The organism is uncultured Sphingomonas sp., from assembly GCF_937859915.1.
GTDB lineage: Bacteria > Pseudomonadota > Alphaproteobacteria > Sphingomonadales > Sphingomonadaceae > Solisphingomonas.
Genome location: NZ_CALMAW010000053.1, coordinates 122,196 through 142,313, shown reverse-complemented (window position 1 = coordinate 142,313; position 20,118 = coordinate 122,196). Strand labels below are relative to the sequence as shown.

The 20,118-nt window shown below is 67.8% G+C and carries 24 protein-coding genes; 16 read left to right on the top strand and 8 right to left on the bottom strand.

Going from position 1 to position 20,118, the window contains the following annotated elements; all coding sequences use genetic code 11:
* Together Q0326_RS07955 and Q0326_RS07950 are read left to right on the top strand one after the other, a co-directional pair.
* On the top strand, positions 1-739 hold a 739-nt coding region (locus Q0326_RS07955), incomplete at its 5' end, for a flagellin (protein ID WP_298688917.1).
* 123 nt (positions 740-862) lie between these two features.
* The gene (locus Q0326_RS07950; RefSeq protein WP_298688916.1) at positions 863-1,657 is read left to right on the top strand and encodes a hypothetical protein; all 795 of its coding nucleotides are present in this window, start codon (positions 863-865) and stop codon (positions 1,655-1,657) included.
* Here Q0326_RS07950 and Q0326_RS07945 read toward each other — a convergent pair.
* From Q0326_RS07945 to Q0326_RS07910, 8 genes are all read right to left on the bottom strand, one after another.
* Positions 1,605-2,324 (bottom strand): FliA/WhiG family RNA polymerase sigma factor, encoded by a 720-nt coding sequence (locus tag Q0326_RS07945; RefSeq protein WP_298688915.1) that lies wholly within the window; start codon positions 2,322-2,324, stop codon positions 1,605-1,607. The two genes, Q0326_RS07950 and Q0326_RS07945, sit on opposite strands and share 53 nt — an antisense overlap.
* Positions 2,321-4,450 carry a flagellar biosynthesis protein FlhA gene (gene flhA, locus Q0326_RS07940; RefSeq protein ID WP_298688913.1) on the bottom strand — a complete coding sequence of 710 codons (2,130 nt, stop codon included), beginning with the start codon at positions 4,448-4,450 and terminating at the stop codon, positions 2,321-2,323. The genes Q0326_RS07945 and flhA overlap by 4 nt, the downstream gene beginning before the upstream one ends.
* Positions 4,451-4,456: 6 nt before the next feature.
* Positions 4,457-5,332 carry a lytic transglycosylase domain-containing protein gene (locus Q0326_RS07935; protein ID WP_298688910.1) on the bottom strand — a complete coding sequence of 292 codons (876 nt, stop codon included), beginning with the start codon at positions 5,330-5,332 and terminating at the stop codon, positions 4,457-4,459.
* A 10-nt stretch (positions 5,333-5,342) separates the two neighbouring features.
* Entirely contained in the window at positions 5,343-5,666 is a 324-nt protein-coding gene (locus Q0326_RS07930; RefSeq protein ID WP_298688908.1) for a hypothetical protein, read from the bottom strand.
* The gene (gene flgM / locus Q0326_RS07925; RefSeq protein WP_298688906.1) at positions 5,663-5,953 is read right to left on the bottom strand and encodes a flagellar biosynthesis anti-sigma factor FlgM; all 291 of its coding nucleotides are present in this window, start codon (positions 5,951-5,953) and stop codon (positions 5,663-5,665) included. Before flgM ends, Q0326_RS07930 begins: the two co-directional genes overlap by 4 nt.
* 7 nt (positions 5,954-5,960) lie before the next feature.
* Positions 5,961-6,494, bottom strand: a complete 534-nt coding sequence (locus Q0326_RS07920) for a flagella basal body P-ring formation protein FlgA (RefSeq protein ID WP_298688904.1) — start codon at positions 6,492-6,494, stop codon at positions 5,961-5,963.
* Positions 6,495-6,741: 247 nt separating this feature from the next.
* The gene (locus Q0326_RS07915; protein WP_298688902.1) at positions 6,742-7,233 is read right to left on the bottom strand and encodes a flagellar motor protein; all 492 of its coding nucleotides are present in this window, start codon (positions 7,231-7,233) and stop codon (positions 6,742-6,744) included.
* Positions 7,230-7,913 carry a MotA/TolQ/ExbB proton channel family protein gene (locus Q0326_RS07910; RefSeq protein WP_298688900.1) on the bottom strand — a complete coding sequence of 228 codons (684 nt, stop codon included), beginning with the start codon at positions 7,911-7,913 and terminating at the stop codon, positions 7,230-7,232. Before Q0326_RS07910 ends, Q0326_RS07915 begins: the two co-directional genes overlap by 4 nt.
* Positions 7,914-8,146: 233 nt before the next feature.
* On the opposite strand from Q0326_RS07910, the gene flgB reads away from it, so the two are divergent.
* The 14 genes from flgB (at position 8,147) to Q0326_RS07840 (ending at position 20,112) form a co-directional block, all read left to right on the top strand.
* Positions 8,147-8,509, top strand: a complete 363-nt coding sequence (flgB, locus tag Q0326_RS07905) for a flagellar basal body rod protein FlgB (RefSeq protein WP_298688923.1) — start codon at positions 8,147-8,149, stop codon at positions 8,507-8,509.
* Positions 8,509-8,913 carry a flagellar basal body rod protein FlgC gene (flgC, locus tag Q0326_RS07900; protein WP_298688898.1) on the top strand — a complete coding sequence of 135 codons (405 nt, stop codon included), beginning with the start codon at positions 8,509-8,511 and terminating at the stop codon, positions 8,911-8,913. The genes flgB and flgC overlap by 1 nt, the downstream gene beginning before the upstream one ends.
* Entirely contained in the window at positions 8,910-9,602 is a 693-nt protein-coding gene (locus tag Q0326_RS07895) for a flagellar hook capping FlgD N-terminal domain-containing protein (RefSeq protein ID WP_298688896.1), read from the top strand. Before flgC ends, Q0326_RS07895 begins: the two co-directional genes overlap by 4 nt.
* 36 nt (positions 9,603-9,638) lie before the next feature.
* Positions 9,639-10,940, top strand: a complete 1,302-nt coding sequence (locus tag Q0326_RS07890) for a flagellar hook protein FlgE (RefSeq protein WP_298688894.1) — start codon at positions 9,639-9,641, stop codon at positions 10,938-10,940.
* Positions 10,941-10,972: 32 nt separating this feature from the next.
* Positions 10,973-11,722, top strand: coding sequence for a flagellar basal body rod protein FlgF (locus Q0326_RS07885; protein WP_298688892.1), 750 nt, complete (start codon positions 10,973-10,975; stop codon positions 11,720-11,722).
* A 47-nt stretch (positions 11,723-11,769) separates the two neighbouring features.
* Positions 11,770-12,558, top strand: a complete 789-nt coding sequence (flgG, locus tag Q0326_RS07880; protein WP_298688890.1) for a flagellar basal-body rod protein FlgG — start codon at positions 11,770-11,772, stop codon at positions 12,556-12,558.
* Positions 12,559-12,563: 5 nt separating this feature from the next.
* Positions 12,564-13,271 carry a flagellar basal body L-ring protein FlgH gene (locus tag Q0326_RS07875; RefSeq protein WP_298688888.1) on the top strand — a complete coding sequence of 236 codons (708 nt, stop codon included), beginning with the start codon at positions 12,564-12,566 and terminating at the stop codon, positions 13,269-13,271.
* An 11-nt stretch (positions 13,272-13,282) separates the two neighbouring features.
* A complete protein-coding gene (locus Q0326_RS07870) occupies positions 13,283-14,380 on the top strand; it encodes a flagellar basal body P-ring protein FlgI (RefSeq protein ID WP_298688886.1) in 1,098 nt (365 codons plus the stop codon).
* Entirely contained in the window at positions 14,377-14,751 is a 375-nt protein-coding gene (locus Q0326_RS07865) for a rod-binding protein (RefSeq protein ID WP_298688884.1), read from the top strand. Before Q0326_RS07870 ends, Q0326_RS07865 begins: the two co-directional genes overlap by 4 nt.
* Entirely contained in the window at positions 14,748-16,100 is a 1,353-nt protein-coding gene (gene flgK, locus Q0326_RS07860) for a flagellar hook-associated protein FlgK (protein ID WP_298688883.1), read from the top strand. Before Q0326_RS07865 ends, flgK begins: the two co-directional genes overlap by 4 nt.
* A gap of 13 nt (positions 16,101-16,113) precedes the next feature.
* Positions 16,114-16,974 carry a flagellin gene (locus Q0326_RS07855; RefSeq protein ID WP_298688880.1) on the top strand — a complete coding sequence of 287 codons (861 nt, stop codon included), beginning with the start codon at positions 16,114-16,116 and terminating at the stop codon, positions 16,972-16,974.
* 129 nt (positions 16,975-17,103) lie between these two features.
* Positions 17,104-17,967, top strand: a complete 864-nt coding sequence (motA, locus tag Q0326_RS07850; RefSeq protein WP_298688877.1) for a flagellar motor stator protein MotA — start codon at positions 17,104-17,106, stop codon at positions 17,965-17,967.
* Between the two features lie 4 nt (positions 17,968-17,971).
* Positions 17,972-18,943 carry a flagellar motor protein MotB gene (locus tag Q0326_RS07845; RefSeq protein ID WP_298688875.1) on the top strand — a complete coding sequence of 324 codons (972 nt, stop codon included), beginning with the start codon at positions 17,972-17,974 and terminating at the stop codon, positions 18,941-18,943.
* Between the two features lie 314 nt (positions 18,944-19,257).
* Positions 19,258-20,112: a D-amino-acid transaminase gene (locus Q0326_RS07840; protein ID WP_298688873.1), complete on the top strand. Its 855-nt coding sequence runs from the start codon at positions 19,258-19,260 to the stop codon at positions 20,110-20,112.
* The last annotated feature ends 6 nt before the right edge of the window (positions 20,113-20,118 follow it).

The window sequence follows — 20,118 nt, the reverse complement described above, 5'->3', positions numbered from 1 at the left end:
CTCCAACTCGATGACCTCGCAGATCACCGGCATGAACCAGGCGATCCGCAACTCCAACGACGGCATCTCGCTGGCGCAGACCGCCGACGGTACGCTTTCCGAGGCGACCAACAACCTCCAGCGCATTCGCGAGCTGGCCGTCCAGTCGGCTTCGGGCACCTACAGCGACAGCGACCGCGCCAACATGCAGGCCGAAGTCGCCCAGCTGACCACTCAGCTGACCAGTTCGCTGAGCAACGCCAAGTTCAACGGCGTCTCGTTGTTCACCACCGGATCGGCAACCACGGGCACGACCGTAAACATCCAAACCGGATCGGATGGGACGTCTGCGGACCAAGTTGCGATCTCCATCAGCAACATCGATCTCAGCAAAGCCACTGCGGCTGCTTCCGGCGCGGCCGCTACCGCGGGCAATTTCGACGTGTCGAATACCCTAACGACTGGCAGCAATGGCGTCGCCAACGCACAGACGACGATCGCCAGCGTGGATAGCCTGCTGACCACCGTCAACTCCGTCCGCGCAAACCTCGGCGCTTCGGAGAGCCGCCTCAACTCGGTGGTCAACAACCTGACCAACAACGTCACGAACCTGACCGACGCCAAGTCGGCCATCTCGGACGCCGACTTCTCGGTCGAGACGACCAACCTCGCCAAGGCCCAGATCCTGAGCCAGGCGTCGACCGCGATGCTCGCCCAGGCGAACCAGAGCCAGCAGGGCGTGCTCAAGCTTCTCCAGTAAGGAACTCGCTTCCTTGACTTGAGGCAGACGGCCTCCGGCGCAATTGCTCCCCCGCGCCGGAGGCCTTTTCTGCCTCTTCGTTTCACGATGTTCGCATCGCTACGCTGGCAGACGGACCATCCGATGAGCGACGCCGCCCCCTCCCCAACAGACTTTCTCGGCGCCGACGCCGACGAGGAACTGATCTTCGACGAGCCCAGCGCCGTCGATGCGGTTTCCCCCGTCGTATCGGCCACCGATACCAAGCCTCGTCGCGCACCGCGGCGGGGCCGCAAGTCTTCTGGGGAAGACGCGTCGCCGGAGCCCGTGCCGGCCGACACGATGCCCAAGACTTCTGCGGGGGCCGTTGCGCCCACCGCGGAGGAGCCGGCCAGCCCTGTACCCGCGTCTTTCCCGCCGCAGGGCGCAGGGCCGGCCGGCTCAAGAGTTCAACCCTGGTTGCTGGCGACCGTCGGGCTTGCGCTGCTGACCAGCACGCTGTCGCTTGGCGGGCTGATCGCGGTGGGACGCACGCTCGCGCATACCGAGGTCGATCGCACGCAGGTCGCAGCCGAGCGCCAGGCGCTCGCCGGCGTGCCGCTGCTGGTCGCGCACCTCGATGCGGCGAGCCTACGGTTAGACGCAACCGCGCTGCGCACAGCACCTACCAGCCCGACGCCGGCCACGGGGCCGACCGGCGGCCCCGCGATCACGCTTGCCGACCTGCATCGCGAGCTAGACGCGCTCAAGCTCGCGCTGGGTCAGCGCCAGCCGGAAGGGCTGGCGGCGCTCAACGGTGTCGCGCACGACGGATTTTCGGAGATTGGGACGAAGCTCGATCGCCTCGCGGCGCAGCTCGATCAAGTGGAGCGGCGTGGCGGCGCGGTCAGCGCCAGCCGGCCAGCTTCCCGCGCAGCCGATCCAAGGCGGCCTTCTTGATCTGGCAGACGCGCGCGGCGCCGATATCGAGCACGCGCCCGATCTCCTCCAGATTGAGTTCCTCGACGAAATAGAGCTGGAGCACCAGCGCCTCGCGCTCGGGCAGCGTCGCGATATGTTCGGCGAGCGCCTCGCCGAGCCGACCGCGATCGAACTGCTCGTCGGCGCCCTCGTCGACATCGGCAAACCACATCGACTGATCCGAATAGACCTCGTCGAGCGATTCATGGCGTACCGCCTCGGCGGCATCCGCCATCTCGCGGAAGGCGGTGGGATCAAGCCCCATCGCTTCGCCAAGCTCGAGCTCGCTCACCGCGCGACCGAGCTTGGCCTCGAGTTCGGCGCGCGCACGCGCGATCTCCTTGCGCTTGACCATGCCCGAGCGGCATTGCGTCGCATGGCGGCGCAAGTGATCGATCATCGCGCCGCGGATCCGCATGCTGGCATAGGTCGCGAAGGCGTGGCCGCGATCCTCATAGCCCGACGCGGCCTCGACCAGCGCGACCATGCCGATCTGCACCAGATCCTCGATGTCGATCGCGTTCGAGACGCGGCCGTGGACGTGCCAGGCGATCTTGCGGACCAGCGGCATGTGCGACTGGACCAGTTGCGCGTGATTGAGCCGTGCGGGCTTGCGCGCATAGGTCATCGGCATTTCCGCGTTCATCGCGCCATCTCCGGCTCACGGCGCATCTGCGTGACCTGGGGCGTCTGCCCGCCGACCACTGCGACCACCTCGACGGCCTTGCCGTCGGGAATTTCAAGGAAGGACAGCACCGGCGCGTCGGGCAGATGCGGGCGCAGCAGCCGGCCGAGCGCGCGGCGTGCGATCGGCGAGGTGACGATCGCGAAGCGCTTGGCCTCGCCGACCAGCGGTGCAGCGGATTCGGTCACCGCCTGGACGATGCGGCCGGCGAGCGCCGGCTCGATCGGATGGCTGGCATTGGGGCCGGTGCGCACCGCCTGGGTCAGCAGGCTTTCGAGCGAGGCGTCGAGCGTGACGACGGGCAGCGGCATGCGGACCGGCACGAGCGTCTGCACGATCAGCGCACCGATACGGCGACGGACCTGCTCGACGAGCTGGATCGGATCGCTCTCCTCACGCGCGGCTTCGCTCATCGCTTCGGCGACACGGCGGAAATCCTTGAGCGGCACGCCCTCCGACAGCAGCGCGCGGCACGCCGAGGCGATCTGCGCGAGCGACAGCGGCGCCGGGGTGAGCCCCGCGACGAGCTGCGGCGCCTTCTCCTTGAGTTCGTCGAGCAGCTTCTGCGTCTCGTCCATCCCGAACAGGTCGGCGGCCGAGTTGATGATCAGCTGGTTGAGGTGGGTGGCGAGCACGGTCGAGGGATCGACCACGGTATAGCCCGCGACCACAGCTTCGCCGCGCGTGTCGGGGGCGATCCAGACGGCGTCGAGCCCGAAGGTCGGGTCTTTGCACGCGCGGCCGGCGACGGTCGCGGCGAGATCGCCCGAGTCGAGCGCGAGCAGGTCGTTGGGGAAGCATTCGTCCTCGCCGACGACGACGCCGGCGACGGTGATCCGGTAGGCGTTGGGCGCAAGGTTCATATTGTCGCGCACGCGCACCAGCGGGACGACGAAGCCGAGTTCCTTGGAGAGCTGACGACGGATGCCGGTGATCCGCGCCATCAGGGGCGCGCCCTTGCGCTCGTCGACCAGCGACACGAGGCCGTAGCCGACCTCAAGGCCGAGCGGCGCGTCGTCGGAGACCTCGTTCCAGCCGATCGCGCTCGGATTGGCAGGCTTGGCGGCCGGCGCGCTCTCCTCGAGATTGGCCTCCGCCTTGCGCAACTGGTCGGCGCCGCGCAGCTTCCAGGCGACATAGCCGCAGAGGGCTGCAGCCGGCAGCATGATGATGTGCGGCATGCCGGGCAGCACGCCCAGGATGAACAGGATCGCGGCGACCGGCGTCCACGCCTTGGCCGAGCCGAACTGGCTGGCGATCTGCCCACCGAGATCGAGCGGCGAGCTGACCCGTGTCACGATCGAGGCGGCGGCGATCGAGAGCAGCAGCGCGGGGATCTGCGCGACCAGCGCGTCGCCGATCGCGAGCTGGACATAATTCTTGGCGGCGTCGCCGATCGCCATCTGATGGCTGACCACGCCGAGCACGAGCCCGCCAAGCACGTTGACCGCGAGCACCAGCACGCCGGCGACGGCGTCGCCCTTCACGAACTTGGAGGCGCCGTCCATCGAGCCATAGAAATCGGCCTCGGTCGCGACTTCCTGGCGGCGCGCCTTGGCGGCATCGGGGGTGAGCAGGCCGGCGTTCAGGTCGGCGTCGATCGCCATCTGCTTGCCCGGCATCGCGTCCAAGGTGAAGCGCGCCGAGACTTCGGAAACGCGTCCCGCGCCCTTGGTGATGACGACGAGGTTGATGATCATGATGATCGCGAAGACGAAGATGCCGACCGCATAATTGCCGCCGATCAGGAAGCTGCCGAACGCCTCGATGACGTGACCGGCCGCGCCCGCGCCCTCATGGCCGTGGACAAGCACGACCCGGGTCGAGGCGACGTTGAGCGACAGGCGGAGCAGCGTGGTGAACAGCAGCACTGTCGGGAAGGCCGAGAAGTCGAGCGGCTTGGCGGCGTTGAGCGCCACCATCAGCACGGCCAGGCTGATCACGATGTTGGTGATGAAGCCGAGATCGAGCATGATCGCGGGCATCGGCACCACCATCAGCGCGACGAGCATCAGCGAGGCGATCGGCAGGATCGCTCCGCGGCTCGCATCCATCCACACGCGCTTGTTGATCGCGGTCATCGCCATCTTGCATCAGACTCCGAGGCTGGCCAGCATGAGGTAGGCGAGCCGCGCAGTCTGCGGGCTCGGGGTGAGGACGGCCGATGCCGTCATGTTGGTAGGGTCGTTGGCGATCGCATCGGCGGTGGCGACCGAGGTGCCCTCGCTGGTGCCGTTGAGCGCGGCCAGCTGCATCCGCGCGATGTCCGAGGCGCTATCGGTCTTGCTTGCCATCCGCACCGTGCTGCTGCCTGTGGCGGCCGGCGCGGCCTGATCGAAGCGAGCGGCGAAGCGGGCATAGACGTCGGCGAGGCTGCGCAGATTGCCGGCCTTGTCGTAAAACACCCATTTGTTCGCACGCGCCGCGGCCGGCATTACCGAGGCGGCGGCCTGGTCGGGATCGGCGTCCTTGGCCTTGAGGAAGCGGGTCGCGCCCGCCGGCCCGAGAAAATGCGCCATATAGAGGTCGGTCGAGTTGGTCTCGCGGCCGAGTTTCGCCTGCAGTATGTCCTTGTTGTCCGACGCATATTCGCCCGCCATCGCGGCCGAGGTCTCGGGCGACTGACGCAGCGCCAGGATTTCCTGCTTCGTGGTGTCGTCGGACACGCTGTAATGGCCGTTGGCGTCGCGCGTGATCGCGTTTGCCGCCCAACTCAGGCCATGTTCGGCGCCATGCGCCTTGAGCACGCCGAGCCAGGTCTGGTTGGTGAACTGATAGAGGCCCGAGGCGCTCGACGTGCTCGCCTGCGCATTGGCGTTGTAGCCGCTCTCGATGCCCGCCTGTTTGTAGAGATATTGGAAATCGACGCCGGTGCTGGCCGACGCGGACGCGATCGCGTTCTGGACGCGACCGCCGCTGGCGGTGCTTGCGCCGGTCTCGCCATTGCCGCGGATGATGGTCAGCGTCATGCCGGTTCCGTCAGCGCGCGATCCGGCCGGTACGGCCGTAGGTCGGGGCGGTCTTGCCCTTGCCGGTCGCGACCGCCAGTCGGGTCAGCCGCCGTGCGGTCATGTCGGCGAGCACGTTGACGCGGACGCGCGCGGCGTCGGTCAGCGACATCGCCTCGGCGGCGAGGCGCTTGGCCTCCGCGCTGGTGAGCGCGCCGTCGAGCGACCGGATGCGGACCAGCGCCTCCTCGACCGTAGCGGTATAGCGGCCGATCGCATCGACGTCGTCGGCATCGAGCGCGGCGATCAGCAGGCGCTGTTCGCGCACCAGGGCTTCGAGCGGGGCGGTGCTCACAGCGAGGCTCCCATGTCCGAGGCGATCATCTTCTGCGCGATCGCCTGAGGATCGGTCCGGTACACGCCGGCGCGGATCATGCTGCGCAGCGAGGCGACGCGGTCGCTGTCGACCGGCGCGCCGAGCGCACTGATCTGGGAAACGGTGGTGGTGACCTGGCCGCTATCTTCCAGCGCAGCGGCGGGAAGCTTGGCCTTGGCGGCCGCCTCGCTGCGTTGCGCGGCGGTCTGGCCGGTGATGCCGAGCGAGCCGCCCGCCGAAAGTCCGATGCCGTTGATCATGCTCATCTCCGGCTCAATAGGTGGTGACGCGGACGCGACCGGCGTCGAGGACGCGACCGATCACGAAGGGGCTGCGCGGATCGGCCTTGACGCGGATCGCGCCGCCGAGCTGACCGTCTTCCTGCGCGATAGCCTCGGAGGTGACCGAGAAGCCGTCGCTGCCCGCGACGAGCTGGACGGGGTCGCCGCGCTTGATCACGGGCGGAGTCGACGGGGCGGACGCCTTGTAGACGGCGGGCGTCGCGGCGAGCGCCTGAGACGGCGTCTTCATCAGCGGCACGCGGATGCGCCAGCCGAGCGGTTCGCAGCGCAGAGCGACGGCACCGAGCGCGGGCGGATCGATCGTGACCGAGACCGGGCACGGCTGCAGCTTTAGGCGGTGGTCGATATGGGTGAGCGGGCCGCCGGGCTGGCCGACCTCGACGTCAAGCGCACCGACCAGGCGCGCCTCGAGCCGGTCGAGATCCTCGAAGCCGCCGGCGCCGGCCGCGGCAAATGCCGGGCTTGCCGTCAGTGCCAGAAGGAAGGCCAGAGCCTTGCGTGCCATCTTGAAATCGCTCCCGTCCTGCGGGCGCGTCTCAGTCGACACGATCCCGCTTCACAGGCGCCCTTAGAGCAAGCGACGTGCCAAGATTTGGTTAACGCCTGTTATCTACGTTGGTCGTAGTGGCGACAGGATAGGTCTTGCCGTTCCCCGGCGCAGGCCGGGGCCCAGGCCCGAGATCGCCATGTAAACGCGACGTTCGCCACAGAGTACGGGCCTGGGCCCCGGCCTGCGCCGGGGAACGGCGTCGTCATCGCGCCGCGATCGTCACCCGCACATGCTGCCCTTTTACCGTGGCAGCCACCCCCGTGCCGTCGATCGACAGGTCGATCCGCGAGGCCGCGACCCCGCCGCTGCCGATCGCACGGGCGATCGCCGCGGTGCGGGCGGCGGCCAGTTCCCAGGCGTCGAGCCGCTGGCCGCCGACGTCGGTGCCGAGACTCTCTATATGCACGACACCGCGCTGTACCGCCGTCTGCCGACCGATTGCGGCATAGGTCGCGCGTGCCTCGGGCAGCAGAACGGCTTCGCCCGGCTGGAATAACGGCGCCGTGGCCGTGTCATAGGCGGACGGCACCGGCGACCCGAAGGCTGCCCGCAAGCCCGCGCTGAGCGCCGCCGGATTGCCCTTATGCGCTTGAAGCAGCAGCAGAAAACCCAGTAGCAGCAGGCACAGGTCCGCGAAGCTCACCGCCCAACGCGCGCCGCCCGGTGCGGTCGCTGCGATCGCAGGCAGCTTCATGCCACCGCGCGCAGCCGCGCCTCGATCCGCGATACGCGACCTTCGAGAGGGCCGGTGAGCTCGTCGCGCGCGATCGTGGAAAGCCGTTCGAGCGTATCGCGCTGCCACAGCAGCTCGGCACGGCTCAGCCGCTCGAGGCGGGCGGCAACGGGACCGGCAATGCAGTTGGCGACGATCACGCCATAGAGGGTGGTGAGCAGCGCCAGCGCCATGCCCGGGCCGATCTTGGCAGCATCGTCCATCGCCGAGAACATCCGGATCAGCCCGATGACGGTGCCGATCATGCCCATCGCCGGCGCCGCATCGGCGGCGGCACGCCACACCGCATGCACTGCCGCATGGCGCTCGGCGCGCATCGCGAGCTCGGTCTCGCCCCAGGCGGCGAACGCGCCGGGATCGCGAGAATCGGACAGCTTCACCGCGGCCCGCGCGAGGAAGCGCTCGACGAGCGGCGCCCGGTCGGCGGTCGCGAGCCCGCCCTGTGCCGTGCGTTCGGCGATACGGTTGACCGCGACCCGCGCCGCCTGCGCCTCGGCCTCGACATTGACGCGCAACAGCGGTCGCAGGGCTGCGACGGCGCGCGCGAGGTCGCGACGCGTCGAGCGCATCGCGGCCATCAGCATCGCGCCCCCGAACACCAGCAGGATCGCAACCGGGTCCAGAAAAATCGCGACGTTCACTGTTTTCTCGCCCCCACGCCCATGCCGACCGGCAAAACCGGCAAAATCTTGCCGCTTGCCGGCAAGCCATTGCCGCCGGCTTCCGCGGCAGCCGCAAGGTCACCGCACGATCGTCGAGCCGCGCAGAATTGGCACGCCCGTTGCATCACCACGAGCGAAGCCACCGCAACCGGCCCCCTTGAGACCAAGGACGGCAGCGGCGGCGAAAGTTTTAGAGGCGGGATACGAAAAAGATCATGGGCAGCGACGCGCTCTTCGGCATTCACGGTACCGCCCTGCAAATTCGCGCGCAGCGGATGGCGATGCTCGCCTCCAACATCGCGAATGCCGGCACCCCTGGCTACAAGGCCCGCGACGTCGACTTCACCAAGGCGCTCGACAGCGCAACGGGCGACAACGCCTCCTCGGCGAGCGCCGCAGTCTCGGACAATGTCGCCTACCGTGTCCCCGTCCAGTCCTCGCTCGACGGCAACACCGTCGAGCTGCCCGTCGAACAGACGCAGTTCGCCGAGAATGCGGTCGCCTACAAGACGACGCTCCAATTCCTGCAGGGCCGTGTCGACACGGTGATGCAGGCGCTCAAGGGAGACAATTGATGGCCGCCCCCATGTCGGTGTTCGACATCGCCGGTCGCGCGATGTCCGCGCAGATCGTCCGGCTCAACACCGTCGCCTCGAACATGGCGAACGCGGGCACCGTGTCCTCCACCAAGGAGGGTGCCTACCGCGCGCTCAAGCCGGTGTTCACCGAGGTCAGCGACTCGCCGGGCGTGTCGACGGTCAAGGTCGACCAGGTCGTGCAGTCGGCGACCGAGCCGACCAAGCGCCACGATCCCTCCAACCCGCTGGCCAACAAGGACGGCGACGTCTGGGACGCCGGCGTCGATAGCGCCGCCGAGCTCGTCGATATGATCGAGACCCAGCGCCAATATCAGAACAACGTCCAGGTCATGCAGACCGCCAAGACGCTCACTCTCGACACGCTGAGGATCGAAAAATGACCGTAGCCTCCACCACGTCCTCCAACAGCTATCTCGATAGCCTGCGTGCCGCGAGCGCGACGACGGCGACCTCGTCGAGCACGTCGGCGGGCACCGACACGATCGACCAGGCCGGCTTCCTCCAGCTGCTCACCGCGCAGATGACCAACCAGGATCCGACCGCGCCGATGGATTCGAGCACGATGGTCCAGCAGCTCAGCCAGATGTCGACCGTCTCGGGCATCACCGAGATGAACACCTCGATGAAGTCGCTGGTCTCCGAACTCACCGACAACCGCATCGGCGATGCCGCCAGCTGGATCGGCAAGGCCGCGCTGCTGTCGTCGTCGACCGCGCAGCCGCTCTCCAACGGCGGCTATGCCGGCGAGATCACGCTGCCGTCGGATGCGACCAGCATGAACGTCAGCCTCGTCGATAGCACGGGCAAGTCGGTCTATTCGGAGACACTCTCCAACCAGGCGGCCGGCACCGTCGACTTCGCCTGGGACGGCACGCAGGCCGACGGCACCACCGCGACCGGGCCGCTTTCGGTCGTCGTCTCGGCGGCGGGCACGGGCGGTTCGATGACCCCCACCGTTTCGACCTGGTCGACGATCACCGGGGTGCAGTCGCCCGCCGGCGGCAGCTCGGCCGAACTCACCACCACGCTCGGTACGGTCGCGCCGACCGACGTGCTCAGCCTTTCCTAAGCCCTTCCGACCCCTTCCCGACAAGGAGCATCACCCATGTCCTTCTACACTTCGCTCTCCGGCCTCAACGCCGCCCAGACCGACCTCAACGTCACGTCCAACAACATCGCTAACGTCAGCACCGCCGGCTTCAAGTCGAGCCGCGCCGAGTTCGGCGACATCATCTCGTCTTCGGCCTTCCAGGCGCAGAATTCGGTGATCGGCCAGGGCACCCGGCTCAAGAGCATCACCCAGGAATTCTCGCAGGGCTCGGAAGAGACGACCAGCCGCGCGCTCGACCTCACCGTCAGCGGCCAGGGCTTCTTCGTCACCAAGTCGGCCGGCACCGGTGCGCAGGTCAGCTTCACCCGCGACGGCAGCTTCTCGGTCGACGGCAACAACAATGTCGTCGACTCGACCGGCGCCGCGCTCCAGGTGCTCCCGGTCGACAGCCTCGGCAATGTGACCGCAACCGGCACCGCCGCGATGCAGAGCCTGCGCGTCCCCGCCACCAACGGCACCGCCAAGCAGACCAGCACGATCGACCTGTCGGTCACGCTGCCGTCGAGCGCCGCCATTCCGACCAGCACCTTCAGCCCGACCAACGCGAGCAGCTACAACAACGCGACCTCGACGACGGTGTATGACAGCGCCGGCGACGCGATCCCCGCGACGGTGTATTATGTCCACACCGCCAATGCCACACCGGCTTCCACCGATTCCAATGGTGTCGTTACCCCGGCGACCGAGAGCAGCTGGACCGCGCACACCTTCGTCGGCGACAAGGAGGTCTTCCCGGCCGGCACAACGAACGCCCCCGTTCTCAATATCGCGTCCGACGGCACGGTCGATACGGCGACCTCCACCGCCAGCGGTGCCTACACCGCGGTAGACCCGACCGGCGCATCGGCACCATTGTCGCTGACGATCACCTACGGCAGCGGCACCAAGGAGGGCAATTTCGCCTTCTCGACCGTCGCCTCCTCGCAGGACGGCAACACCGTCGGCAAGCTCAGCAACCTGACCGTCGACGCCGGCGGCCTGGTCAGCGCGACCTATTCGGACAGCTCGACGGTCGTGCTCGGCAAGGTCGCGGTCGCCAACTTCGTCAACCCGGACGGGCTGCACCAGAGCGGCAACACGACGTGGACCGCAACCGCCTCGAGCGGGGCTGCGGACATCGGCGCGGCCAACACCGACGGTCGCGGCGAGATCGCCTCGGGCACGCTGGAAAGCTCCAACGTCGATCTGACCGCCGAACTGGTCAATCTGATCTCGGCACAGCGCAACTTCCAGGCGAACGCCAAGGCGATCGATACCGACAAGCAGATGCTCCAGAGCATCATCAACCTGCAGTAATAGCAGCAGAACGGTAAGGTCGAGGAACCCAGATGGACCAGCTGATCTACACGTCGCTTTCCGCGATGCGGTCGCTCATGACCAAGCAGGTGCTGACGGCGAACAATCTCGCCAACGTCAATACCACCGGCTTTCGCGGCGATCTGACCAACAGCCAGGCGGTCTATCTGGGCAATGGCGACGGCACCGTCTCGGCGCGTGCCCAGGCGGCCGACAGTAAGGACAGCCCCGACATGGCGGCCGGCGCGTCGGTCGCCACCGGGCGTGATCTCGACATCGCGCTCGACGGCGACGCGCTGGTCGCGGTGCAGTCGACCGACGGCAGCGAGGCCTATACCCGCCGCGGCGACCTCCAGGTCAGCCAAAGCGGGCTGCTCACCACCGGTGACGGCCTGCCCGTGATGGGCGACGGCGGCCCGATCACGCTGCCGCCTGCCGACAGCGTCAAGATCGACAAGACCGGCGTGATCTACATCGTGCCCCAAGGCGGCGATGCCAACGCGCCGACCGAGGTCGACCATATCAAGCTGGTCTCCGCCAAGGGCTCGAGCATCTCAAAGGGCGACGACGGGCTGTTCCATGTCGCCGACGGCGGCACGCTTCCCTCGGACCCGACCGCGCGCGTCACCGCGGGATCGCTCGAAGGCTCCAACGTCAACGTCACCAAGACGCTGACCGACATGATCGACGCCAGCCGCGCCTGGGAGACCCAGGTCAAGATGCTCGCCGGGGCGAAGGAGATGGATACCTCCACCGCCCAGCTGATGGACATGCAGAACTGATCCAAAGCGCCGCCTGACCGACCGAACCGAACCCAAGGACCACCGCCATGACCAACGCCGCCCTCCATGTCGCCCGCACCGGCCTCGATGCCCAGCAGGAGCGCATGCAAGTCATCGCCAACAACATCTCGAACGTGAACACGACGGGCTTCAAGCGCGACCGTGCCAATTTTCAGACGCTGGCCTATCAGTACACGACGGCGCCGGGCGCGACCTCGTCGGGCGACGACCAATATACGCAGGGCACCGCACTTGGCGGCGGCGTCAGCATGACCGGCACCTCGCGCTCGGACACGCAGGGGTCGCTCAACCAGACCGGCAACGCGCTCGACGTCGCGATCCAGGGCTCGGGCTTCTTCCAGATCCAGCAGCCCGACGGCACCATCGCCTATACCCGCGACGGCACCTTCACGCTGTCGTCAGAGGGCCAGGTGGTGACCACCGACGGTCGCCCGCTGCTCCCCAACATCCAGGTGCCCGACGGCGCCACCAACATCACGATCGGCGCCGACGGCACCGTGTCCGCGACCGTCGCGAACGCGGCGACCTCGACCCAGCTCGGCAAGATCCAGCTCGCCAGCTTCGTCAACCCGACCGGGCTGATGGCGCAGGGCAACAACCTTCTTACCGAGACCCAGGCCTCCGGCACGCCGCAGCTCGGCGACGCCGGCACCGACGGCCGCGGCTCGATCACGCAGGGCTCGCTCGAGGCCTCGAACGTCGACGTCACTCAGGAGCTGGTCGACATGATCGAAACGCAGCGCGCCTATGAGGTCAACTCGAAGATGATCAAGGCGACCGACGAGATGCTCCAGTTCGCCAACCAGAACATGTGATGGGCATGACCGTGATGACGTCCCGTCCCCTTCGGCTGCCGTGCGCAGCGCTCGGCCTTTCGCTGGTATTCGCGACGCTCGCGACGCCGCAGCCGGCGCGGGCGAGCAAGACCGCCAAGGCCCCGAAGATCAGCGAATATGCGCCGACGCTTTCCACCGCGCAGCCAACGCCCGTCGCCAACGGCTCGATCTTTCAGACCTCGATGGGCTATGCGCCGCTGACATCGGGCGCCCGCGCCTCGTCGATCGGCGATCTGGTGACGATCGTGCTGGTCGAGAGCACGCAGGCGCAGAAGACCAATTCGGCCTCGACCGATCGCTCGGGCAGCGTCAGCATCACGCCGCCGACCACCGGTCCGCTGTCCTTCTTCAAGTCGACCGACGCCTCGGTCGGTGCCGGCGGCACCTTCTCGGGCAAGGGCGCCGCGCAACAGTCCAACCAGCTGTCCGGCGCGATCTCGGTGACGATCGCGCAGATCTATCCCAACGGCACCTATCTGCTGCGCGGCGAGAAGCACCTCACGCTCAACCGCGGCGACGAGGTGATCCAGATCTCGGGCCTCGTCCGCGCCTCCGACATCGACTCGTTCAACAGCGTGCCGTCGACGCGGATCGCCGACGCGCACATCACCTATACCGGCAAGGGCGAGATCGCACGCGCCAGCACGCAAGGCTGGCTCGGCCGCTTCTTCTCCCGCGTCAGCCCGTTTTGAGGATCCGGATCGTGAAGCGCCTCTTCCTCCTTTTCGCCGCCACGCTCGCCGGCCTCGCCGCGCCCGCGCAGGCGGATCGCATCAAGGACATCGGCTCCTGGCAGGGCCTGCGCGCGAACCAATTGACCGGCTATGGCATCGTCGTCGGCCTGTCGGGCACAGGCGACGACAGCCTCGAATATGCGACCCAGGCGATGAAAGGCGTCGCCTCGCGCTTCGGCCTGCAGATCCCCGCCGGGGTCAACCCGGCGACCAAGAATGCCGCAGCCGTGCTGATCACTGCCGACCTGCCCGCCTTCGCCAAGCCTGGCCAGACGCTCGACATCACGGTGTCGGCGCTGGGCAAGGCCAAGAGCCTGCGCGGCGGCACGCTGATCATGGCACCACTGGTCGGTGCCGACGGTCAGATCTATGCGATGGCGCAGGGCAACCTCGCGGTCGGCGGCCTCGGCGTCTCGGCGGCCGACGGCTCGAACGTCGTCATCAACGTGCCGACCGCGGGTCGCATTCCCGGCGGCGCCACCGTGGAACGCTCGGTCGACGCCGGCTTCGCCACCGCGCCGACGATCAATTTCAACCTCGGCGAGGCCGACCTCACCACGGTCCAGCGCGTCGCATCCGCGATCAACCGGAAGCTCGGCGCGGGCCGCGCGCAGGCCATCGATGCGGACACCGTCGCGATCACCGCCCCCCCCGGCGCGGAGAGCCGGACGATGCTGATGTCGCAGCTCGAAGACCTCGACGTGACCCCGGCCGATGCCCCCGCACGCGTGGTCGTTAATGCTCGGACGGGAACGGTCGTTATCAACGGTGCGGTCAGGATCGCGCCGGCGGCGGTGAGCCACGGCAAGCTGACCGTGAAGGTCGATGAGAAGCCGCAGGTCTCGCAGCCCGCGCCGTTCTCGAACGGCACCACGCAGGTCGTGCCCAACAGCGCGATCTCGGTCGAGGAGAAGCATTCGCCCATGTTCGAGCTCAACGGCGGCGCCAGCCTCGCCGACATCGTCAAGGCGGTCAACGTCATCGGGGCCTCCCCCGCCGACCTCGTCGCCATCCTCGAGGCGCTGAAGCAAGCCGGCGCCATGAAAGCGGATTTGATCATCCTATGATGCAGGCAGTCCCCACCTCCGGCACCGGCGCCGCGACCTCCACGACCGCGACTGCGGGGCAGTCGGACGCGCAGAAGGCCAAGCTCAAATCCGCCGCCCAGGCGTTCGAGGCGGTGTTCCTGCGCCAGATGATCGGATCGATGCGCTCCGCCAGCCTCGGCGACGGCATGTTCGACAATCAGGCGACCAGCACCTTCCAGGACATGGCCGACAGCAAGACCGCCGACGCGATGGCCAAGCGCGGCGTGCTCCACATCGCCGACCTGCTGGTCAAGCAGCTCGGCCCGATCGCCGAGAAGGGCGTCGCCGGCAAGATCGACGCCGCCGCCGGCGCACCTTCGGCCCCCTCTCTCGAAAGCCCGCTGCCATGAGTGACCTGCTTTCGATCGGTGCCTCGGGCGTAAAGGCCTTTGGCAGCGCGCTGGCGACGATCGGCAACAATGTTTCGAACGCCAACACCGCAGGCTATACGCGCCGCACGATCGCGCTCAATGCCGATACCGCCGGCGATGGCCTGTCGCCTTATTACACCGGCAGCGGCGTGATGTCGGGCGTGGTCACCGGCGACATCGGCCGTGCCTGGAACGATTATCAGGCCGCCGCCGCGCGATCGGCGTCGAGCGACGCCGGTTCGACCGCCGCCAAGTCGACCTGGCTGAGCAACGCTGAGACCGCGCTCAACGACACCACCACCGGTGTCGGCCAGAGCGCGACCACGCTGTTCAACGCCGGCGACACGCTGGCTGCCGATCCGAACAGCACCGGCAACCGCCAGGCGTTCCTCGCCGCGGTCGACCAGACCGCATCGGCGCTGCGCACGACGGCAGGCGCGCTTGCGACGACGTCGAGCGGCATCGCAACCGCCGCGCAGACCACCGTCCAGACGGTCAACAGCGATCTCGACCAGCTCGACAAGATCAATGCGTCGCTCAAGCTGCAGACCCCCGGCACCTCGGCGCAAGCCGACCTGCTCGACCAGCGCGACAGCGTGCTCGACGATCTGTCGAGCAACATCGGCATCAGCACGACGATCGGCACCGATGGCGAGGCCAGCGTCACGCTCGCCAACAGCAGCGTCCAGCTTACCGGCGGGATCAACGGATCCGGCACCGGCGCACGGCTGACCCTGTCGGTCGGTAGCACCGGCACGCTGACCGTTCAGGCCTTCTCGCCCGGCAAGCAGCAGACCGTCGGCGACACCGGCGGCACGCTCGGCGGTTTGGTCAGCAGCGCGCAGACCGTCTCCGACCGGCGCGGTGCGCTCGACAAGCTGGCGAGCGACTTCGCGACGGCGCTCAACGCCTGGAACGCCGGCGGCACGACCGCGACCGGCACCGCCGGCGGCGCGCTCGTCACCGGCACGACCGCCGCCACCATCGCGGTGGCGACCACCGACCCGACCGCGATCGCCGCGGCGTCGTCGACCGCCAGCAACGGCAATCTGCTCAACCTGTCCACGCTTCGCGGCGCGACCGGGATCGAGCAGAGCTGGGCCGGTATGGTCACCGACCAAGGCCAGATCGTCGCGTCGGCAAGCTCCGCCGACACCGCCGCGCAGGCGACCAAGACCGCCGCGCTCAGCGCGCGCGACCAGACCAGCGGCGTCGATCTCGACACCGAAGCGGCCGAGCTGCTCAAATATCAGCAGGCCTATAGCGGTGCCGCCAAGGTGATCCAGGTCGCCAAGGACACCATGCAATCCATCCTCGATCTGTTCTGAGGGAATAGAAGCCATGCTCTCCACCAGCTATTCGCTCACCGCTGAGGTCAGCCGCCAGGCGGCGCTCGAGACCCAGATCGCCAATATCCAGACCGACATCTCGACCGGCGTGAAAATCCACGTCGCCTCGGACGATCCGCAGGCCGCGGCGCGGATCGCGTCGATCGGCCGCCAGCAGTCGGACGAGTCGATCTATGCAAGCAACGTCAAGATCGCGCAGGGCACAGCGTCGCTTGTCGACACCAGCCTGAGCGGTGTCACCACCTCGCTCAACCGCGCCAAGGAGCTGATGCTCCAGTCCGCCAACGGCACGATGAGCGCGACCGACCGCACCGCGGCGGTAACCGAATTGCAGGGCATAGCGGACGATCTCGCGACCGCCGCCAACGCCACGGACGCGAGCGGGAATCCGCTTTATGCCCGCGGCGTGGCCGCGACGCAGATCCCGATCGGCAAGGGCACGACCGTTGCCGCGGGCGACAGCTATGACGACGTGTTCGGCTCGGTCACGCTCAAGGACGGATCGACCAGCAGCCTCGCCGACATCATGAACGCAGCGATCGCCGCGCTCAACAATCCCGATGCGACCGCGCAATCCGCGGCGATCAGCACCTCGCTGGACTCGCTCGATTCGGCCGCCACGCACATCTCCGACGCGCAGTCCGACATCGGCGTGCGCGAGACGCGGCTCAACAACGCCGCCGATACGCTCGCCACCTCGGCGACCAATCTCAGCGACGAGCGATCGGGCTTCGAAAGCACCGATCTGACGGCGGCCGCTGCGGAATTGTCGAGCAAGATGACGACCTTGAGTGCAGCCCAGTCGGTGCTTGCCACGATCGGCAAGCTCTCGTTGTTCGACAAGATCAGCTGAAGGTCGAAATCGAGGTTAAAGCGCGGTTAGCTTAACACCTCGTTTCCAGTTTGGCGGCTATCACCGTCACCAGAAGCCAGGACCGATCCTGTCCGGCTCGCCAAGCTTCAAGACGGGGGTTGTTCGTTTATGTTCGCAGCGATCGGCCTGATCGTGCTCCTCGTCATGGTGTTCGGCGGCTTTGCGTTCACCGGCGGCCAGCTCGGCCCCGTCATGGAATCGATCCCGCACGAGATGATCATCATCGGCGGTGCCGCGCTCGGTGCCACGATTGCCGGCAACTCGATGAAAGAGCTCAAGCAGTTTGGCGGCGGCCTCGGCAAGATCTTCAAGGGCCCCAAATACAAGAAGCAGGACTTTCTCGACGCGATCTTTCTCGTCTCGACGCTGATGAAGATGCTGCGCACCGACGGCCCGGTCGCGGTCGAGCCGCATATCGAGGACCCGAAGTCGTCGACGGTGTTCGCCAACTATCCCAAGCTGCTCAAGGATTCGACGCTCGTCCACCTGATGTGCGACACGCTGCGCCTGGTCGTGGTGTCATCGGGCACGCTCGATCCGCATGCGGTCGAGGAGGTGATGGACAATGGTCTGAAGACCCACCATCACGACGACATCCGTCCCGCCGACATGCTGCAGAACCTGGCAGACGCGCTGCCCGCGCTCGGCATCGTCGCCGCCGTGCTCGGCGTGGTCAAGACGATGGGCTCGATCGACAAGCCGCCCGCGATCCTCGGCGCGATGATCGGCTCGGCGCTGGTCGGCACCTTCATGGGCGTGCTGCTCGCCTATGGCATCGTCGGCCCCTTCGCGTCGCGCTGCAAGCAGGTCGTCGAGAGCGACGCGGCGATATACCATGTCGTCAAGCAGATCATCGTCGCCTCGCTGCACGGCCATCCGCTGCCGCTGGTGATCGAGGCCGCCCGCTCGTCGATCAGCCATTCGAACCAGCCGGCCTTCGCCGACGTGTTCGACGGCATGCGCGGACGCTGAGCCCATGGCGACGGCCGCCCCCAAGCGCGGGCGCAACGAGCCCGAAGTCCGCCCGATCATCATCGTCAAGAAGATCGTCGACGGCGGCCATGGCGGCCATCACGGCGGCGCCTGGAAGGTCGCCTATGCCGACTTCGTGACCGCGATGATGGCGTTCTTCCTGCTGCTCTGGATTCTCGGCGCTACCACCGAGAAGCAGCGCAAGGGCATCGCTGACTATTTCTCGCCGACGCTGGTGCAGATGCGCGAGAAGTCGGCGGGCGCCAACGGCCCGCTCGGCGGCGACAGCATCGTCGCCAAGGATCATTATCCGCACAAGGCGGCGCAGACCGGCTCGAAGAGCATGACCATCCCCAAGGACGCCTCGGGCGGCCAGAAGGAAGGCGCCGGCACGCTTCGGTCGCGCGACCGCGTCCGCTTCCAGCAGCTCCAGCAGAAGCTCCAGCAACGGTTGAGCGCCAACAAGGCGACCAACGGCCTGGCACCCCACGTCCGCTTCACCGAAACGCCGGAGGGCCTGCGCATCGACATCGTCGACGGCGCCGACTTCTCGATGTTCGCGCTCGGCGCGGATGCGCTCACCCCGCGCGCCGCGCAGCTGATCGGCGATGTCGCGAGCACGATCGGCAGCGTCCCCAACGGCGTCATCGTGCGCGGCCATACCGACAGCCTGCCCTACGCCGCCGGTCGCAGCGTCAACAATTGGACCTTGTCGTCGGCGCGCGCGGAGGCGACGCGCAAGCGCCTCGCCGATGGCGGGGTCACCGCCGACCGCTTTGTCCGCATCGAGGGTGTCGCGGATCGCGAGCCCTATATGCCCGCCGACATCTACGATCCGCGCAACCGGCGCATGTCGATCACGCTGGCGTGGACGCAGGGCGGCGCCGACGCGCGCGCGGTACAGGCGATGCAGTCCGCGGTCTCGGGCAGCGCGGCCGGCGCGGCCGAGCCGACACGCGGGTTCGTCGGGCACTGAGGTCGCTGTGCTCCCGCGCGGGCGGGGGCCGAGCGCGGATCGACATTCGATTTTGTCGAACGATAGCCGTCGCTTTTATCCGTCATGCTGAACGCGTTTCGGCATCCCGCGCACCCCAGCCGTCATGATCGCAGCAAAGGGGATGCTGAAACACGTTCAGCATGACGTTTCGTTGGTCGCAGCGAACCGGCCGCCGCTGAGTGTCGATCCGCCCTAGCACCCCGGACGTCGCGCCTGCTTCGTCTGGGCTGCCGCCTAGGCGGGAGCACGCTGCTGGCTTGGCCAGACCGCCGCGCTCTGGCAAAGCCGCGGACATGACCCGCATCGCCTACGTCAACGATCGCTTCGTCCCGCTGGAAGAGGCAAGCGTCTCGATTCTCGACCGCGGCTTCCTGTTCGCCGACGGCATCTACGAGGTCACCGCGGTGATCGACGGCCGGCTGGTCGACACGCCGCGCCACATGGCGCGGCTCGAGCGCTCGGCGCGCGAGACCGGCATGGCGCTGCGCGAGACGCCCGACCGGATCGCTGCGATCGAGGCCGAACTGATCGTGCGCAACGGTCTCCACGAGGGGCTGGTCTATCTCCAGGCGACGCGCGGCGCCGCCGACCGCGACTTCCTCCCCGCCGCCGATCTCGCGCCGACGCTGGTGATGTTCACGCAGGCCAAGGCGCTGGTCGACGCGCCCGCCGCCAGCACCGGGATCCGCGTCGCGACCGTCCCCGACATCCGCTGGGGCCGCCGCGACATCAAGAGCGTGATGCTGCTGACCCAGGTGCTCGCCAAGCAGGAGGCCGCGCGCGCCGGCGCGGACGACGCCTGGCTGATCGCCGACGGCTTGGTCACCGAAGGCGCGTCGTCGACCGCCTGGATCGTGACGCAGGACGGTACGCTGGTGACCCGCGCCCCATCGCACGAGACGCTGCCGGGCTGCACCGGCGCCGCGCTTGCCGCGTTGGTCGAGGATCTCGGGCTGACGATCGACTGGCGACCCTTCTCGCTCGATGAGGCACTGTCCGCCCGCGAGGCGTTCAATTCGGCGGCGGGTTCGCTGATCCTCCCCGTCGTCGCGATCGACGGCCGATCGATCGGCGATGGCACGCCGGGGCCGGTCGCGACGCGGTTGCGCACGCTCTATATCGAGGCGGCGCGGCGTGCGGCACCATAAGGGCCG

What these genes read in the sequence shown, in the direction of transcription:
- flgC (WP_298688898.1), top strand. Translation starts at nt 8,509, where the DNA reads ATGGCCGCCCCCATGTCGGTGTTCGACATCGCCGGTCGCGCGATGTCC.
- motA (WP_298688877.1), top strand. Translation starts at nt 17,104, where the DNA reads ATGTTCGCAGCGATCGGCCTGATCGTGCTCCTCGTCATGGTGTTCGGC.
- flgG (WP_298688890.1), top strand. Translation starts at nt 11,770, where the DNA reads ATGACCAACGCCGCCCTCCATGTCGCCCGCACCGGCCTCGATGCCCAG.
- Q0326_RS07845 (WP_298688875.1), top strand. Translation starts at nt 17,972, where the DNA reads ATGGCGACGGCCGCCCCCAAGCGCGGGCGCAACGAGCCCGAAGTCCGC.
- flhA (WP_298688913.1), bottom strand. Translation starts at nt 4,450, where the DNA reads ATGGCGATGACCGCGATCAACAAGCGCGTGTGGATGGATGCGAGCCGC.
- Q0326_RS07885 (WP_298688892.1), top strand. Translation starts at nt 10,973, where the DNA reads ATGGACCAGCTGATCTACACGTCGCTTTCCGCGATGCGGTCGCTCATG.
- Q0326_RS07875 (WP_298688888.1), top strand. Translation starts at nt 12,564, where the DNA reads ATGACCGTGATGACGTCCCGTCCCCTTCGGCTGCCGTGCGCAGCGCTC.
- flgM (WP_298688906.1), bottom strand. Translation starts at nt 5,953, where the DNA reads ATGAGCATGATCAACGGCATCGGACTTTCGGCGGGCGGCTCGCTCGGC.
- Q0326_RS07865 (WP_298688884.1), top strand. Translation starts at nt 14,377, where the DNA reads ATGATGCAGGCAGTCCCCACCTCCGGCACCGGCGCCGCGACCTCCACG.
- flgK (WP_298688883.1), top strand. Translation starts at nt 14,748, where the DNA reads ATGAGTGACCTGCTTTCGATCGGTGCCTCGGGCGTAAAGGCCTTTGGC.
- Q0326_RS07920 (WP_298688904.1), bottom strand. Translation starts at nt 6,494, where the DNA reads ATGGCACGCAAGGCTCTGGCCTTCCTTCTGGCACTGACGGCAAGCCCG.
- Q0326_RS07895 (WP_298688896.1), top strand. Translation starts at nt 8,910, where the DNA reads ATGACCGTAGCCTCCACCACGTCCTCCAACAGCTATCTCGATAGCCTG.
- Q0326_RS07840 (WP_298688873.1), top strand. Translation starts at nt 19,258, where the DNA reads ATGACCCGCATCGCCTACGTCAACGATCGCTTCGTCCCGCTGGAAGAG.
- Q0326_RS07915 (WP_298688902.1), bottom strand. Translation starts at nt 7,233, where the DNA reads ATGAAGCTGCCTGCGATCGCAGCGACCGCACCGGGCGGCGCGCGTTGG.
- Q0326_RS07935 (WP_298688910.1), bottom strand. Translation starts at nt 5,332, where the DNA reads ATGACGCTGACCATCATCCGCGGCAATGGCGAGACCGGCGCAAGCACC.
- Q0326_RS07855 (WP_298688880.1), top strand. Translation starts at nt 16,114, where the DNA reads ATGCTCTCCACCAGCTATTCGCTCACCGCTGAGGTCAGCCGCCAGGCG.
- Q0326_RS07890 (WP_298688894.1), top strand. Translation starts at nt 9,639, where the DNA reads ATGTCCTTCTACACTTCGCTCTCCGGCCTCAACGCCGCCCAGACCGAC.
- Q0326_RS07950 (WP_298688916.1), top strand. Translation starts at nt 863, where the DNA reads ATGAGCGACGCCGCCCCCTCCCCAACAGACTTTCTCGGCGCCGACGCC.
- Q0326_RS07945 (WP_298688915.1), bottom strand. Translation starts at nt 2,324, where the DNA reads ATGAACGCGGAAATGCCGATGACCTATGCGCGCAAGCCCGCACGGCTC.